The sequence below is a fragment of the Sessilibacter sp. MAH1 genome (assembly GCF_054658315.1).
On sequence record NZ_BAAGIC010000006.1, the window covers coordinates 64,856 to 81,164 of the forward strand.

The 16,309-nt window shown below is 41.6% G+C and carries 14 protein-coding genes and 1 tRNA gene; 13 read left to right on the top strand and 2 right to left on the bottom strand.

Annotated elements, in window-relative coordinates; genetic code table 11:
• The first annotated feature begins 13 nt into the window (after positions 1 to 13).
• The 9 genes from ACYQ28_RS07975 (at position 14) to pgsA (ending at position 9,062) form a co-directional block, all read left to right on the top strand.
• Positions 14 to 640, top strand: a complete 627-nt coding sequence (locus ACYQ28_RS07975; RefSeq protein WP_460049431.1) for a MotA/TolQ/ExbB proton channel family protein — start codon at positions 14 to 16, stop codon at positions 638 to 640.
• 18 nt (positions 641 to 658) lie between these two features.
• Positions 659 to 1,075: an ExbD/TolR family protein gene (locus ACYQ28_RS07980; protein ID WP_460049430.1), complete on the top strand. Its 417-nt coding sequence runs from the start codon at positions 659 to 661 to the stop codon at positions 1,073 to 1,075.
• A 15-nt stretch (positions 1,076 to 1,090) separates the two neighbouring features.
• Positions 1,091 to 2,140, top strand: a complete 1,050-nt coding sequence (lpxK, locus tag ACYQ28_RS07985; protein ID WP_460049429.1) for a tetraacyldisaccharide 4'-kinase — start codon at positions 1,091 to 1,093, stop codon at positions 2,138 to 2,140.
• A gap of 32 nt (positions 2,141 to 2,172) precedes the next feature.
• Positions 2,173 to 2,928, top strand: a complete 756-nt coding sequence (kdsB, locus tag ACYQ28_RS07990) for a 3-deoxy-manno-octulosonate cytidylyltransferase (protein ID WP_460049428.1) — start codon at positions 2,173 to 2,175, stop codon at positions 2,926 to 2,928.
• 68 nt (positions 2,929 to 2,996) lie between these two features.
• On the top strand, positions 2,997 to 3,500 hold the full coding sequence (locus ACYQ28_RS07995; protein WP_460049427.1) for a low molecular weight protein-tyrosine-phosphatase: 504 nt from the start codon (positions 2,997 to 2,999) through the stop codon (positions 3,498 to 3,500).
• Positions 3,493 to 4,515, top strand: a complete 1,023-nt coding sequence (murB, locus tag ACYQ28_RS08000) for a UDP-N-acetylmuramate dehydrogenase (RefSeq protein WP_460049426.1) — start codon at positions 3,493 to 3,495, stop codon at positions 4,513 to 4,515. The genes ACYQ28_RS07995 and murB overlap by 8 nt, the downstream gene beginning before the upstream one ends.
• 1,277 nt (positions 4,516 to 5,792) lie before the next feature.
• Positions 5,793 to 6,437 (top strand): UvrY/SirA/GacA family response regulator transcription factor, encoded by a 645-nt coding sequence (uvrY, locus tag ACYQ28_RS08005; protein ID WP_460049425.1) that lies wholly within the window; start codon positions 5,793 to 5,795, stop codon positions 6,435 to 6,437.
• Positions 6,438 to 6,523: 86 nt separating this feature from the next.
• Positions 6,524 to 8,371 (top strand): excinuclease ABC subunit UvrC, encoded by a 1,848-nt coding sequence (uvrC, locus tag ACYQ28_RS08010; RefSeq protein ID WP_460049424.1) that lies wholly within the window; start codon positions 6,524 to 6,526, stop codon positions 8,369 to 8,371.
• 136 nt (positions 8,372 to 8,507) lie between these two features.
• Entirely contained in the window at positions 8,508 to 9,062 is a 555-nt protein-coding gene (gene pgsA / locus ACYQ28_RS08015; protein WP_460049423.1) for a CDP-diacylglycerol--glycerol-3-phosphate 3-phosphatidyltransferase, read from the top strand.
• A gap of 200 nt (positions 9,063 to 9,262) precedes the next feature.
• Here pgsA and ACYQ28_RS08020 read toward each other — a convergent pair whose 3' ends face one another.
• Positions 9,263 to 9,670 (bottom strand): hypothetical protein, encoded by a 408-nt coding sequence (locus ACYQ28_RS08020; protein ID WP_460049422.1) that lies wholly within the window; start codon positions 9,668 to 9,670, stop codon positions 9,263 to 9,265.
• 752 nt (positions 9,671 to 10,422) lie between these two features.
• Here ACYQ28_RS08020 and ACYQ28_RS08025 point away from each other — a divergent pair.
• The gene (locus ACYQ28_RS08025; RefSeq protein WP_460049421.1) at positions 10,423 to 11,109 is read left to right on the top strand and encodes a hypothetical protein; all 687 of its coding nucleotides are present in this window, start codon (positions 10,423 to 10,425) and stop codon (positions 11,107 to 11,109) included.
• A 286-nt stretch (positions 11,110 to 11,395) separates the two neighbouring features.
• Here ACYQ28_RS08025 and ACYQ28_RS08030 read toward each other — a convergent pair.
• Positions 11,396 to 11,482 (bottom strand) — tRNA-Leu (locus ACYQ28_RS08030).
• A gap of 357 nt (positions 11,483 to 11,839) precedes the next feature.
• On the opposite strand from ACYQ28_RS08030, the gene queA reads away from it, so the two are divergent.
• From queA to secD, 3 genes are all read left to right on the top strand, one after another.
• The gene (gene queA / locus ACYQ28_RS08035) at positions 11,840 to 12,877 is read left to right on the top strand and encodes a tRNA preQ1(34) S-adenosylmethionine ribosyltransferase-isomerase QueA (protein ID WP_460049420.1); all 1,038 of its coding nucleotides are present in this window, start codon (positions 11,840 to 11,842) and stop codon (positions 12,875 to 12,877) included.
• Positions 12,878 to 12,982: 105 nt separating this feature from the next.
• Positions 12,983 to 14,137: a tRNA guanosine(34) transglycosylase Tgt gene (tgt, locus tag ACYQ28_RS08040; RefSeq protein ID WP_460049481.1), complete on the top strand. Its 1,155-nt coding sequence runs from the start codon at positions 12,983 to 12,985 to the stop codon at positions 14,135 to 14,137.
• 208 nt (positions 14,138 to 14,345) lie between these two features.
• Positions 14,346 to 16,220: a protein translocase subunit SecD gene (gene secD / locus ACYQ28_RS08045; RefSeq protein ID WP_460049419.1), complete on the top strand. Its 1,875-nt coding sequence runs from the start codon at positions 14,346 to 14,348 to the stop codon at positions 16,218 to 16,220.
• Positions 16,221 to 16,309 lie beyond the last annotated feature (89 nt).

Below are 16,309 nucleotides of genomic sequence, written 5' to 3' on the forward strand. Positions count from 1 at the left end.
GGGGGATTAACAAGTGTTTGAAGTCATCGCCGCTGGTGGTTGGTTGATGTTGCCAATAATTTTGTGTTCGCTTGCGGTTGTAGGCATTACTTTTGAGCGATATTGGACGTTATCACCTCAAAAAATAGCGCCCAAACACTTGCTTGGTGAAGTTTGGGAGAGCATCTCTAAAAAGAAAATGACCGCAGATACCCTAAAAGAGCTTAAGTATGGCTCTGCTCTTGGTGCAATTTTGGCTGCTGGGATCAGTAATTCTCGCCACGGCCGTGACGTGATGAAAGACAGTATCGAAGAAGCTGCAAGCTCGGTCATTCATGATATGGAGCGTTATCTAGGACTGTTGGGAACTATTGCTGCTGTGGCACCACTGTTGGGTCTTTTAGGTACAGTAATCGGTATGATCAATGTGTTTACTGCGATTATGATTCAAGGAGCAGGCAACACCGGTGCTTTAGCAGGAGGCATCTCCGAAGCGTTAATCACAACCGCTGCGGGTTTGTGTGTCGCTATTCCCGCGATGATGGCACACAGATTTTTCCAGCGTCGCATTGATTCTCTTGTCGTCACCATGGAGCAAGAAGCTGTTAAGCTGGTAGATGCGATTCATGGCGACCGAAAAGTCGATGTTAAGGTTGTTTAAGCTCAAAGGAGTAGTAAGTTGAAGTTTAAACGCCAGTCCAATGCCGAAGATTCCATCAATTTGACACCATTAATTGATGTCGTATTTTTGTTGCTCATCTTTTTTATGGTTTCTACTACTTTCACTAAAGAAACGCATCTAAAAGTTGATTTACCCGAAGCCAGCGCAGAGCCTAATACCGAACAACCTAAGGTTATTGAGATATTAATCGGTCGCGATGGCAGCTATGCGATTAATGGTCAATCGCTTGTGAACAGTAAAATTCCCACTCTCAAACGTGCGCTCTCAGAAGAATCGTCTGGCGATTTGACGCGTCCGTTGGTCATTACAGCTGACGCCAATACTCCGCACCAAGCTGTTGTAACGGCTATGGATGTAGCAGGGCAGCTCGGTTTTTCGCACTTGAGTATTACCACACGTTCTCCTGCTGGATAGAGTAATCCTTAATCGATGAGTGGCATAAAAACCTGGCTTGAAAAAGCCGTAAATGCCAGTTGGTATGGGCGCATTCCTTGGACCTATGCGCTCAAACCGCTGGAATACTTATCGCACCATCACATCAGTAAGCGTCGCCGATTGCGTAAATCACCACAGAAAGGTCCTATTATTGTCGTTGTGGGCAACATCACCGTCGGCGGTACCGGCAAAACGCCAATCTTAATCTCTCTCGCAAAATCTCTTCATAAAGCCGGCTTGCGCGTAGGTATTGTGGCCCGTGGTTATGGAGGTTCGAACGACCGATATCCACTGCAGGTGACAGAGAACACATCAGTTACACAATGCGGTGACGAAGCTAAATTACTTGCTATGGCTACGGGTTGTGATGTTTGGGTTGATCCAAAACGCCGCCGTGCCCTCGAAGCTTTACTGTCAAACTCGTCTGTTGATGTTGTGTTAAGTGATGATGGCCTACAACACTATGAACTCGAACGTGATATCGAGGTGTGCGTTATCGATGGTCAAAGGGGATTTGGAAATCAGCAGTGCTTGCCAACGGGCCCCTTACGAGAACCTTTGGATCGCTTAAGCGATGTTGACTTTATCGTTATCAACGGCAACCAAGGGGCCGTCGATAATTTTAAAGAAAGATATAGCGTCGAGTCGTATCTTAATAATCGAGATCTTCACTGCGCAACCATTCAACCAAACACGTTCATTGCGTTAAAAAGTGGTGACTCTATCCCATTGAAGGAATTTCCAAGGTTGAAGACCTATTCGGCAGTAACGGGAATTGGCAATCCGCAACGATTTTTTGATACGCTATCATCGCTTTCTATAAGCTATAACGAACATATTTTTCCTGATCATTATCGATATCAGAAAAAGGATTTTGCCACTTTGCATTCTCCAATTCTGATGACGGAGAAAGACGCAGTAAAATGTCTTGGTTTTGCCGAAGAAGATTGGTTTTACCTTAATGTTTATGCGAGCTTCTCGACGCCATTTTTCGATCATCTAGTCACTAAAATTCAAGCGCTTCAAAGCAGTCGTGGGCGCTAATAGACAATCTTTAAAAAGGTAATTACCAGCAGATGAGTGATTTTACGGTAATCATTCCAGCCCGATTTGCGTCGACTCGATTTCCCGGCAAACCATTGGTTGATATTCATGGTAAAACCATGGTTCAACGAGTTTACGAGCAAGCAAAGCAAAGTAGTGCGATTAGAGTGTGTATCGCTACTGATGACTCCCGAATATTTGATCATGTTGAGAGCTTCGGCGGTGAGGTTATTCTTACCGGTGCAAATCATGTGTCTGGTACAGATCGATTACAAGAAGCCGCTAATCTTTTGAATTTGGATGACCAGCATATTGTCGTCAATGTACAAGGCGATGAGCCCATGATTCCGCCTTCGGTCATTGACCAAGTTGCGCGCAATTTAGCAGGCGCTAAAGATGCACTTGCGGCAACCTTGGCAGAGCCCATTGACTCGGTAGATGATTTTCTAAATCCAAACATCGTTAAAGTAGTTGCAGACCAAGAAGGCTACGCACATTACTTTAGTCGAGCTCCAATACCTTGGCCGCGAGATGCTTTCGCTAGCGAAAAAGTTCTGCCAGAGAATTATCCCTGTCTGCGTCATTTAGGCATTTATGCGTATCGAGTAAGCTTGTTGAATTTGTTCGTAAGTTGGCCGGTATCACTTTTAGAACGCTACGAAAGCCTTGAGCAATTGCGAATAATCGATCACGGCAAGAAAATTCACATTGAAACTTCCTGTGAGCCTGTGCCAGGTGGAATTGACACGCCTGAAGATCTTGAAAAATTGCGCGCCTTTTTGCGTTGATTGCAGCATCGTTTGGCTGTTGAAAAAAACGCCATCAGTTTAACAAACCTAGTCCCAGTTCAGTTGTTATGAAATCTGTAAAATCACCGCTTTCGGTTTTATTTGTTTGCTTGGGAAATATCTGCCGCTCACCGACCGCAGAGGCAGTGTTTAGGCAGATTATTGTGAACCGAATGAATGAAGGTAGTCTGTTACGCGATATGAGTATCGATTCTGCGGGCACAGGTGCTTGGCACATTGGTAGCCAGCCGGATTCTAGAGCGATAGCGGCAGGGCGTACGCGTGGGTACGATTTATCTTCTTTAAGAGCTCGGCAAGTATCGAATCAAGATTTCTCTCAATTTGATTTCATTTTAGCCATGGATAATGACAACCTACGCAATCTTCGCAATTTGTCGTCTTTGAACAATTTTCGAGGCCATCTAGGGTTATTTTTGGATTTTTCTCCTTCTTCAGAAACTGAGGTTCCTGATCCTTACTATGGCGGTAGTGAAGGATTCGATCACGTCTTGGATTTGATTGAATCGGCAAGCCATGGATTTATTGATTATTTGATTAAAACTTGTGACTAATAGCAACAGCCCTAAAATTTCACTGAAAACCTACAACAGTTTCCAGTTAGATGTATCTGCCCCCTGCATTTTTGAATTCGATCATGTTGATGCGCTTAAACGACAGATAGAAAAAAACGGTTCCGACTTTATCTTACTGGGTGGTGGAAGTAATGTTTTGCTTCTTGGAGATCTAGATGTTCCTGTGTTTATCAATAGGATAAAAGGCACTCGGGTAACATCTAGTGATGACAAAAACGTTTATATCACTGTCGGTGCTGGTGAGAACTGGTCGGATTTTGTCGAATATTCGGTTGCGAACAATTTCTGGGGCCTCGAAAATCTGGCATTGATTCCCGGTACCGTTGGCGCAGCTCCGGTTCAAAATATCGGTGCGTACGGTGTTGAAGTTGAATCTTGTTTTTTCAGTGCAACCTTATTAGATCGATACTCGTGCCAAGAAATTATTGTCACAAAACAAGACTGCAATTTTGGTTACCGTGAAAGTCGATTTAAATCACAATGGAAAGATCAATACGTTATCTTAGATGTTACCTTTCAGCTTTCCCGTACCGCCAAACCCACGCTTGAGTATCCGGGTTTAAAAGATTTTTTTTCAGCAGATCAGCCAATCATTTCACAAAGAGCGATTTTTGATCGAGTTTGTTTTTTGCGCAATTCAAAACTCCCCGATCCGCGGCGCCTACCCAACGTTGGTAGTTTTTTTAAAAATCCTGTTGTGCAAAAACCTACCTTTGTTGAATTAAAAGAAAAATTTCCAAATATTGCCAGTTTTGCTTTCGGTGATGATTTTAAAATAGCTGCCGGCTGGTTAATCGATCAAGCTGGATGGCGAGGTAAGTGTTTGAATACCGTCGGTATGCATGAACATCAAGCGCTAGTCATGGTTAATCACGGCGGAGCGGTCCCGAGTGATGTTCGAGCTTTGTATGAAGAAATTCAACGTGATGTATTAAAACAGTATGGGATTTTTCTTGAAGTAGAACCCACGATCTTTCCAACCTTAAAAATTTAACGTTGCAAAAATGCAATTAAATCGATACGCCCAAATTTACTGACTTTACTGAATATTCTGATTAAGCCAAGGTTCGCCATAGCACAGGTATGTCTAGTCAATCTCAATAATGATAAGTGATTGAAATGGTGAATAAATTAGAGGTTGAAATGTCAATTGTTATCATCTCATTAAATCAAAGCGGGCTTAATCAAACACTTTTATTATTTTCGACATACTATTTTCCATAAATTTATAAATAGCTCGTCGTAATTCATACACGGCTCGATAGAGTATTTTTGAATATACAATTTGAGCGATCATTTTGTCTGCCCACTATTAACGTTAAGCGTTAATCACATATCTAAATCAGAATATTCAAACTCAGTTGTGAGCTCCGCCAATTTTTGTCGAAATGCGTTGTAATAGCCGAATGCTTACAATGTATAAAGCTGAAAATGCTGAAATTATCCGATTTATTTAATTCTATTTTAATCTGGAAGAAACAAAGTTGAGATTATTTTCAGATATGGTGCACCCAATAAGTCGTCGTTAGAAAAATATTGCTTATTATTGGGCGCCTTAGAATTTGTGAACAAAAAAACATTAAATCAACCTAATTAAAAAAAACTAAATATGAAATTGTCTCAATTATCGTTTTTAGTGTATCTGTTAAAAAAGTTGAGTCGCAAAACAGTTGTTGTGAATTCATGTCATTCTAAAAGCCAATACCAAACTTTGTGAGAATATGATTTGCTATGCTTACGGCAATTATTAACATGATAACAATAAAAATAGACCGTTCATTCAACTTGTGAAACAGGGTGTTTCTCAAACGGGCAAAAAATTTCCTAGCGAAAGAATTTTAAACACGTTTCTACCAGATTTGGTTTGTAGTAGTGTAATAGGCGAGATAGAAGTAAAAGTTTTGTTAATCCGTTAAGATTAGAATCTGTTTTTATCCTAAATCGGATGTTTTTTAGTATAAAATTTTGAATCAATTTGGGATTGCTTACTTCCATGGCATCCGAAAAATTCACAATCTAAGATTTTATTGATAGATTCACAAAGCATGTATGTTAGGAAAATTGCCAAAGCACTGTTAAAAACATTCTGACTAAACCGTTTAAGCTACTATAAAATAAAGCTACTAGGACAAGATAAATACGGAATTTTGAAGGTGCGTTAATCGATATGTTTATCTGAATTTAACGCATAACACTAAACATTAAATTCGAATCAGGTCAGCACTAGTTTGAGTCAATTAAATAAGCTTGTTGCGTGTTGGGGTCAATAACGTGATTAAAATTTTGGTGGTGGACGACCACGACTTAGTAAGAACCGGCTTTGTGCGCATGCTCGGTGATATTGACGGTTTTGATGTGGTAGGTGAGGCCGACAGTGGTGAAAAAGCCGTTGTTCTTGCACGTGAGCTTCAACCAGATATCGTTTTGATGGATGTCAAAATGCCAGGAATTGGCGGACTAGAAGCTACTAAAAAGTTAATCAATGCGCACGAAGGTTTGCGTGTTATTGTGGTAACAGCGTTAGACGATGCTATGTATCCAAGTCGGCTGATGCAGGCCGGTGCCTATGGTTATCTGACAAAAGGGACTGCACTTGATGAAATGGTGATGGCCATAAAAACCGTTCATAAAGGCAAGCACTACATGAGCAACAACATTGCTCAACAAATGGCACTAAAAAGTTATGCCAAAGATACGCGTACTCCCTTTGAGAAATTATCAGAGCGAGAGTTACAAACCGCGCTCATGATCGCTAACGGACAAAAACCTCAAGCCATTGCAAATACCTTTAACGTCAGCCCAAAAACCGTAAACAGTTATCGCTATCGCATTTTTGATAAGCTTGAAATTAGCAGTGATGTAGAGTTGGCATTGTTAGCGGTAAAGCATGGCGTGCTTGATGTTGAGATTGAATAACCGTTGGAATGGAAGCCAATTAAAATCTCTTTTCTCTTGAATACATAACGCTATTTTGCCGTTGAAGATCGCGCTATTATCGCGCCATGACTGAAACAGATAGCTCCCTAAATAACATATTCGATCACAAACGTTTTTTGGCTAACATTGGCGTTGACGCTGGTGTTTACCAAATGTTTGATTCTAATAGTCAACCTTTGTATGTAGGAAAGGCTAAGAATCTCAAAAACCGTCTCTCTAGTTATTTCCGAAAGACCGGACTAACACCAAAAACAGAAGCTCTTGTTAAGAGAATTGCCAGTATTCAAGTCACTCTTACGCGGACTGAAACTGAGGCCCTAATTCTCGAACAGAATCTTATTAAATCGCAACGTCCTCCGTACAATATTCTATTAAGGGATGACAAGTCCTATCCTTACGTATTTTTGTCGTCTAATGATTCATATCCAAGAATAGCCTTGCATAGAGGCGCCAAAAAAAAGAAAGGACGTTATTTCGGACCTTTTCCGAATGTGAGTTCGGTACGTGAGAGTCTGAATCTTCTACAAAAAACATTTCGAATTCGCCAGTGCGAAGACAGTGTTTTTAAAAATAGATCGCGTCCTTGTTTACAGTATCAAATTAACCGCTGCACCGGGCCTTGTGTGAATTTGATTTCTGAATCCGATTACGCAAAAGATGTACACTTTACGGAATTGTTCTTGGACGGTAAGAGTCAGCAACTGCTCAACGAACTCGCCGAGCAAATGGAACAGGCTGCTCGTGAATTGAACTTCGAAAAAGCCGCCGACTATCGCGATCAAATTGCTTCTTTGCGACAAATCCAGGCTGATCGAGTCGTTGAGGGCGAACAGGGTGATGCCGACGTATTTGCGATTGCAGAGGCTAGGGGTGGCTTTTGTGTGCACGTTTTATTTATTAGAAACGGTCGAGTGCTGGGTAGTAAGAGTTACTTCCCCCAAGAGAAGCTTGGGCAAAGTGTTGACCAAGTCTTATCGGCATTCTTACCACAATTTTATTTAGCAAATACCAACCGTGAAGTTCCCTCGGAAGTATTATTACCTTGTGAGATTGAAGACGAGGCGGCTCTGAGCGAGGCACTAAAACAATTACGTTCTGTAAAAGTTGCTATTAAACATAATGTGCGTGGCCAGCGTTTGAAATGGTTACAGTTGGCGTTACAGTCGGCTCAACAAAATATTTTATCGAGGATTAGTAGTCACGATAAAGTTCAGAAAAAGTACGAAGCCTTACAAGACGCTTTGTCTTTATCGGAGCTTCCTTCGCGTATGGAATGTTTTGATATCAGCCACAGCTCTGGAGAGAGAACGGTGGCATCTTGTGTTGTTTTTGACCAAGGTGGTGCCAATCCCTCTGATTATCGTCGTTTTAATATCAGTGATATAACCGCTGGTGATGACTATGCAGCTATGCGTCAGGCGTTGACTCGTCGCTATAAGCGCTTGCGAGAAGGCGAAGACAAAATGCCAGATATTCTGTTGGTCGACGGCGGTAAAGGTCAGTTTAATATCGCAAAAGAGGTCTTAGAAGAACTAGGCGTAAGCGGTGTTGAGTTAGTTGGTATTGCCAAGGGAACGACGCGAAAGGCTGGTTTTGAAACACTGATTGTCGATGGCGGAAGTCGAGAGCTAACCCTAGACTCTACTTCAGCGGCACTTCATTTGTTGCAAGAGATACGCGACGAAGCTCATCGATTTGCCATTACCGGACATCGTAATCGACGCGACAAAGCTCGTAAGACATCAACGCTAGAATCAATCCCCGGTATAGGTGCAAAACGTCGGCAAGAGTTGCTTAAGCACTTTGGTGGTTTACAAGGTGTAAAAGGCGCAAGCATTGAAGATTTAGCCAAGGTACCGGGTATCAGCAAAAGCCTTGCCGAGGAGATTTATCACGGCGTACGCATGTCGTAATCTTTAGCGCTTAACGTTAGAGTGATCATTATTATTGTCAAAAGATTTTATTCGTAATATTGGGAGTAGATTACTTGTGCCAATATTCTGTTAAACTTAAAAACCAGTCCACTATAGAAGTACAAGAAATATCTGCATGACTCTCGCAAATCAACTCACACTCCTGAGAATTGTATTAATTCCTGCCCTGATACTTGTCTTTTATTTACCTTTCAAAACGAGTGCGTTTTTTTCAGCACTGATTTTTTCGATAGCCGCAATAACCGATTGGGCTGATGGCTATATCGCGCGAAAGTACAATCAAAGTACGCCGTTTGGTGCTTTTTTAGATCCCGTTGCAGACAAACTGATGGTTGCGGTTGCGCTGGTGTTGCTGGTAGAAGTGCATGGCAGCCCTTGGTTCGCGATTCCTGCGGTTGTAATTGTGGGCAGAGAAATTGTAATTTCGGCGTTACGGGAATGGATGGCCGAACTTGGTAAGCGCAAAACGGTTGCCGTTTCTACTATTGGTAAAGTAAAAACAACCTGCCAAATGATATCTATTATCGTGTTGTTATTATTCCGCCCCGGCGTCAATGTCTACATGACTTGGATCGGTTATATAACTCTTTATTCAGCGGCCGTGCTAACGTTATGGTCGATGATGCGTTACCTGAAAGCTGCTTGGCCGGATCTCAAGCCGCAAGAATAATAAAACTCTTTACTTCTTGCGGCGCAGCCATATCTCGACACGACCAAAGGCTTTCTGTGTTCTATAACTTTGTGTAATCGAAATTTATCGCGTAAATACTCAATGAGTTGTGCGAAGAAAAATTATGAGCAGCTTTTCACGCGGTTAAATAAGTTTATTCGCGTTGCAGATAGTTACTTTTTTATTTAGTAATTTTGGCTTTATTGAGTAATTTTGGCGAGATCTTGTAGGTAAATTCTTTTTGCTGACTTTAGCTCGGTCGTATAAGAGGCAACATCTCCTGATGTAAGATTATGTCCGGTTTTCCAGTTATCTCTAACCCATTTCCAAACCGTTTCAAAACTGTTCGCCGATAAACTCTTGGTTCCTCGGTGATTCTTCAATTGCATCTCCATATTAATTCCACCGTTTCTGTGCTGGCGAATTCTAAATCCTATCAAGCGTCCACAATTAGAAAATACTCTCGTTGGTTTCAATGCCGCAAGAGCATCTAATTCTCTTTGTTTAGCTTCGGCAATTTTGCGATCTCTGGAATATATTTGCACCTCAACACCATTGATTTTTTTATAAGCGCGGTGTCCGCCAGTAGGATGTGGTCTGCATGCCATAAGTTTTACTTCTTTGACGTTAGGAGAGTTAGACAATTTGTTGCCATCAACTTAAACAACCTTCATGCCAATGAAATGATACAGGGATTATCTTTAATAAATAGGCAATGAGCTGAGTGTAATGACCAAAAAATATCAGAATTAATACGTATACCGGTTTAATTTGGCGATTGGATGTTTCAAGAAAAGGATTAAATTTACAAATTAGCCACAAAAAACCTGGTTATTAAAGGTTTTAAATGAATTATTTACATTGGATTTGTAATCTTGGATAAGGTAACGGGTATTAAAGCAAGATGATACTGTAAAGAGGGACTATTTATGGTACCAGAGGTTGTACGCAGTACGGTCAACACAATACACCTTTATATTACCGGTATTAGTAGATTAGGACTTACTAACTGCGTGATTTTGTCTGCGTTTACAAAACAGGTACAGTCTCAACTTCAATACTAAATTCTACACTTTAACTAAGATGAATAGAAGTTTAATAAAATTACATTGTAGCTATATCCGAGTGTTGGCGTGTTAATTCAGATCGTACCAACTACGGTAATCAAGTTTTTTGATTTTGAAATATCAGTTAGGTATTTTTTGTTCTTAGTGTTATTAAAGTGTTTATCTATATGCTTATTACTTGATCAAGTTTCTCTATTCGATTTACTATATTTTAGATGTTTATTATAAAAACTATTCTAATTTACTAATACGATATAATATTTAGACAGGATATTAATGTGAGGGATCATTAAGTGAAGAATGTAGAAGTTTTGAGTGGGCAATTGGTTGGCAACTTTCTTGAGTTTGATGTCGTAAAAGAGCGCTTCTTTACTGGGGTCTTAACTCTTTCGATTTATCCATTTCGAGAGATTTCAAAAGTAAGTTTAGTTAGTGAAGATGAAAAATTCGTTGTAGTAGATGTTTCGTTTAATGAAAAAATTGATGCTCGTCTAAAGCTATCATGTGCTCAATATAAGTTATTTATTCAATGTTTGAAGGGTTATAAAACGGGGCCGAGAGGGCTGGACTTACCCATCCGGGAAGTGAGTTCGGTTGTGTGGATTTGGAGCGCTGTATTCATTCTTATTATAGTTATCGGGCTCAGCGGATCTGATCCTGCTCCTAATACTACACCTGCTCCTGCGGTTCTGAGTGGTGTTACCAAGGTGGACGTATGTAAAGCTGCGATTCAATACCTCTCTACAATGCGTGGTGATCAAAATGAGGCAGTTGATAAAGGTAGCATGGTAAGAATTAATCAAATTCGTGCTAGTGATGGAAAGCGTTTCTATTACGATTGTAAAATACAGGGGAGTAATATTATTTGGAGAATGAATCAAGCTGATGGAGTTATGGGCCGATGGCGAGATACAGCTTATGACCCTGAGGTTACATTTACGGTTTCGAACGGGCGTATATTGATAAAAGAAAACTACTAGATATTTCTATGTATAAGGAGCCGAAGCTTACTTTGTGGCTCTTCATTTTCTTCTTTAAACTATTACTTGCGCTGTGGCCATTTGGCACGTGATAACAAGATAATTTTATCCAAAAAATTAACGAATATTTTCAACTGTTCTAGGTGTAAACAGTAAGTTTTATTTCTATTAAAGGGGAACCTAATCTGGCAGTAGCGAATTATTGTTGCTAAGAAATAACTTGAAGAAAGATAAAAATAATACGAGAAATGCTTTGCTTTTCGACAAACCAAAACTTGTATTTGCATGGTACCAGAGGCCGGACTCGAACCGGCACGCTTTTAAGGGCGGGGGATTTTGAATCCCCTGTGTCTACCAATTTCACCACTCTGGCACATCGTGAGTACAGAAATTTTTACTTAATAAACAAGATGTTAGCACTTGTTTGTAGCTGCACTGCGAAGGAGGGCGTATTATAACTACGGTTTTGATGCCGTCAATAGTTTTACGAAAATTCTTTCGAAAGAATAGCACTCTGCTTTAAGTGTGGCGGGTTTTTAATCAATCTGTATCTATTAACTACCTAACTCCAGAGCGCACATCAACGACGCGATCTAGTTTGCAAAATTCATTCGTTTAAGAAATTAAAAGCATCTTTCGAGTTGTTGGCCGTCTAAAAACACAAGCCTCGCAAATACGACAAATTTTCGATAGGCTGTGCCGCTTTTAACTGGTTAGCCTAATGTAATTTATGCAGCGTCAAGATTTTAACTTTGATCTACCTGAAGCACTCATTGCCTCTAAACCGCTTGAGAAACGCACATCGAGTCGGCTACTCGTTCTGGATGGTAATACAGGTAGTCTTCAACATCGGATTTTTACCGATATTCTTGAAATGGTTTCTCCCGGCGATTTGATGGTTTTCAACAACACCAAAGTCATTCCCGCCCGTTTATTTGGTAAAAAATCAACCGGTGGCCAGGTCGAAATATTAATTGAACGTATTACTGGTGATGATACTGCTCTTGCGCATGTACGTTCTAGTCGTTCGCCAAAACCTGGAAGTCAATTGCATCTTGAAAATGGTGCTGTGATTAACGTGGTAGGTCGAGCCGAAAATCTGTTCAAGCTCGAAATTAAAGAGCATTCCTTTATTAGTGTTCTAGAAGACATTGGGCACATTCCGCTGCCACCTTATATTCAGCGTGAAGACGACGAGTCCGATCGGCAACGTTACCAAACGGTATACAGTCGCGATGATAAAAAAGGTGCGGTCGCGGCACCAACGGCGGGATTGCATTTCGATCAGTCGCTATTAGAAAGTTTAAAGAGTAAAGGGGTAGAGCTAGGGTTTGTTACTTTGCACGTTGGTGCCGGTACGTTTCAGCCTGTAAAGGTCGAAAAAATTGAAGAACACACCATGCACAGTGAATGGATCGAAGTCGATGAGCATTTGTGCGAGCAAGTTCGAGCAGCTAAGGCTCGGGGTAATCGAGTTATTGCCGTTGGTACTACCAGCGTACGATGTTTGGAAAGTGCTTCTTCAACAGGGGCCATCAATCCCATGACAGGTGATACCAATATCTTTATTTATCCGGGATATGAATTTAAAACCGTCGATGCCATGGTAACTAACTTCCATTTACCCGAATCAACTCTAATTATGCTGGTTTCTGCATTTGCAGGTATTGAACATACAAAAACTGCCTACCGTGTTGCAATTGAAGAGCAGTATCGATTTTTTAGTTATGGCGATGCGATGTTTGTTACCAAACAGCGTCCAGTTTAAGCCCGTGAGTTAACCAGAGCTTTCCCAGATTAACCCTAAACAAGATTATTGAGCAGTTGAGTGACTGAATTAGAAAATACTCCCAATACTTCCCGCCAGTGCTTTATGTCGTTTGAATGCGATACCACTGATGGTAATGCCCGTCGAGGTCGTTTGAAATTCCCACGCGGTGTGGTTGAAACTCCAGCCTTTATGCCCGTTGGCACCTACGGCACGGTAAAAGGTATGTTGCCGCGAGATGTTGAAGAAATAGGCGCGCATATTATTCTAGGCAATACTTTCCACCTTATGCTTCGCCCGGGTACAGAAGTCGTTAAAAAACACGGCGACTTACACGACTTTATGCAATGGTCAAAACCAATCCTTACGGATTCTGGTGGCTTCCAAGTGTTTAGTCTTGGTGATATGCGAAAAATCACTGAGGAGGGTGTTGCCTTTCGATCGCCAATCGATGGCAGTAAAGTATTCATCGATCCAGAAACATCCATGCAAGTTCAACGTGATCTGGGTTCTGATATCGTCATGATTTTTGACGAATGTACGCCTTACCCTGCAACCGAAGAAGAAGCAAAAACCTCCATGGAGCTTTCTCTTCGTTGGGCTAAACGCAGCAAAATCGCTCATGGTGATAGTCCTTCGGCATTATTCGGAATCATTCAGGGCGGCATGTATAAAAATCTTCGCGAGATTTCTTTAAACGGCCTAACCGATATCGACTTCGATGGCTACGCCATTGGCGGACTCTCGGTTGGTGAGCCCAAAGAAGAAATGATCAAGGTTCTGGATTATCTTCCAGAAACTATGCCGGCGAATAAACCCCGCTATTTGATGGGCGTTGGCAAGCCCGAAGATATTGTTGAGTCTGTCTTACGTGGCGTTGATATGTTTGACTGTGTAATGCCAACGCGTAATGCGCGTAACGGGCATTTATTCACCAGTGAAGGTGTTATCAAAATTCGTAACGCCAAACATCGCGGCGATACCAATCCTTTAGATAGCCAATGTGATTGCTACACCTGTAAGAATTTCAGTCGTGGTTATCTGTATCATCTAGACAAGTGTGGCGAAATTTTAGGTGCTCAATTAAACACCATTCATAATTTACGCTTTTATCAGACACTCATGTCTCGGTTAAGATTAGTCATCGAAGAGCATCGTTTAGATGAATTCGTACAACAGTTTTATGCTGAACAGCGAATCGAACGACCAGAGTTTGCCAAGCATTTTCAGCCGCAGGCGCTCAATAACGACATTCTTTAGGCAATTCGATAAGCACAGGGCTTGATATAAAATTTTTCAGCCTAATTTTGTAAAAGCTTTTATTTATATGGTTATAATCCAAGCCCTTTAAGTAGCGCTAGATGTATTGTGTTGACTCTTTATAACGATTTGACCAGTACTTCTGTCGTTCAACAGTAATATTCGAAGAAAAACTGGCTTTGTTTGCAAAGTCTGATGGAACTGACTAATGCTCAACCGTTACCCGCTGTGGAAATACATACTGATCCTGCTTGTGATCGTTTTGGGGTTTATCTACGCAGCCCCCAATCTCTATTCACCTGATCCTGCTATTCAGATTACTGGACAGTCCAGTAGCCTAGTGGTTGATCAGACTGCACTCACAAAAGCCAAAAAAGCATTAGATGACAAGGGAATTGCTTATTTTGGCGAGACGCTTGGCGAAAAATCGATATTAATTCGATTTGCGTCGGCAGAAGTTCAACGAGAAGCGCGTGAAACCGTGCAACTTGCGCTAAGCCGTGATTACGTTGTGGCGCTAAACCAAGCTTCTAATACACCCGACTGGTTACAAAGCTTAGGTGCTTCACCAATGAAGTTAGGTCTTGACCTTTCTGGTGGTGTTCACTTTTTATTAGAAGTCGACACCTTAGATGCCGTCAGCAAACGTCAAGAGACCAACGCCACGGAGTTACGTCGTCAATGGCGTGAAGCTGAAGCTCGATACGAAGGCCGTGTAGTTGCAGACAGCAACAATGTTATTGAAGCGCGTTTTCCCGATGCAGATGAACGCAGCAAAGCTATTAGCGTGGTTCGTAGTGAATTTCCACAGTTGGTTTGGACAACCGACGAGCGTAACGACAAGTACTTCCTTCAGTTAACTATGTCTGAAACTGCCATTCGTGAAATCGAAGATTATGCAGTTTCGCAAAACTTAGTCACTCTGCGTAACCGTGTTAACGAATTGGGTGTGAGCGAGCCTTTGGTTCAGCGCCAAGGCCGTAATCGTATCGTTGTTGAATTACCGGGTGTACAAGATACCGCTGAAGCTAAGCGTGTTATTGGTAAAACCGCTAACCTAGAGTTCCGTTTAGAGGCAGAACCCAATACTCCAGTAACTCAGAGAGAAGAATTTGGCTTTCGCAGCGATGAAGGCTCTCGCTTTGGTAGAACCGCATGGCTAGAGCGTACGCCAATTATTACTGGTGAGAATGTATCTAACGCAAAACCTAACACCGACTTCCAAACAGGGTTACCAAAGGTTGATATCACTCTCGATAGTGAAGGTGGTACCAAAATGCATCGTGCGACACGAAATAACATCGGTCGTGCTATGGGCGTATTGTTTGTTGAGACTAAAACCGAAGATAAGAGGTCGTTCAACAGCGAAGGTGAAGAGGTAATCATCTCAGAACGAGTTGTTGAAAAGAAAATTATCAGTTTGGCAACAATTCAAGGCGCTCTCGGTGTTCAGTTCCAAATTACTGGCCTAGACAGTCCCGCAGAAGCGTCTGAACTCGCATTGTTATTACGTGCTGGTGCTTTGGCTGCGCCAATGTTCTTTGTTCAAGAAAGCACCATTGGTCCGTCATTGGGTGCCGAAAATATCGAACTAGGTTTGATATCGGTACAGCTTGGTCTTGCCTTAGTCCTGTTGTTCATGTTCATTTGTTATCGAGTTTTCGGCTTTGCCGCCAACATCGCCCTTGCCGCCAACATTGTTTTGCTCGTGGCAATCATGTCGATATTTGGGGCAACGCTTACGCTTCCTGGTATAGCGGGTATTGTATTAACCGTGGGTATGGCGGTAGATGCTAACGTGTTGATCTTCTCTCGAGTTCGAGAAGAGCTGAAAAATGGTTTGCAGGCTCAATCGGCGATCAGTGCTGGCTTTGATCGCGCATTTACGACCATCTTAGATGCAAACATCACTACATTTATTGTGGCAGTGATCTTATTTGGTATTGGTTCTGGCCCCGTCAAGGGCTTTGCGGTAACACTTATGATCGGTATTTTAACGTCGATGTTTACCGCTATTTTGGTGACACGTGCCGTAGTGAACCTCATTTATGGTGGTAAAAAAGTCCAAAAACTTTGGATTTAAGACGGGCATTAAACCCTTCTTCCGCTGCACATTACCCAATAATTCAACGCCGAACAAAATAAACGGTTTGGCGTTAAAAGGTTAAAAAG

Bases quoted from the DNA above. Each gene is read 5' to 3' on its own strand.
- lpxK (WP_460049429.1), top strand. From the start codon at position 1,091: ATGAGTGGCATAAAAACCTGGCTTGAAAAAGCCGTAAATGCCAGTTGG.
- kdsB (WP_460049428.1), top strand. From the start codon at position 2,173: ATGAGTGATTTTACGGTAATCATTCCAGCCCGATTTGCGTCGACTCGA.
- ACYQ28_RS07995 (WP_460049427.1), top strand. From the start codon at position 2,997: ATGAAATCTGTAAAATCACCGCTTTCGGTTTTATTTGTTTGCTTGGGA.
- uvrC (WP_460049424.1), top strand. From the start codon at position 6,524: ATGACTGAAACAGATAGCTCCCTAAATAACATATTCGATCACAAACGT.
- pgsA (WP_460049423.1), top strand. From the start codon at position 8,508: ATGACTCTCGCAAATCAACTCACACTCCTGAGAATTGTATTAATTCCT.
- ACYQ28_RS08020 (WP_460049422.1), bottom strand. From the start codon at position 9,670: ATGGCATGCAGACCACATCCTACTGGCGGACACCGCGCTTATAAAAAA.
- queA (WP_460049420.1), top strand. From the start codon at position 11,840: ATGCAGCGTCAAGATTTTAACTTTGATCTACCTGAAGCACTCATTGCC.
- tgt (WP_460049481.1), top strand. From the start codon at position 12,983: ATGTCGTTTGAATGCGATACCACTGATGGTAATGCCCGTCGAGGTCGT.
- secD (WP_460049419.1), top strand. From the start codon at position 14,346: ATGCTCAACCGTTACCCGCTGTGGAAATACATACTGATCCTGCTTGTG.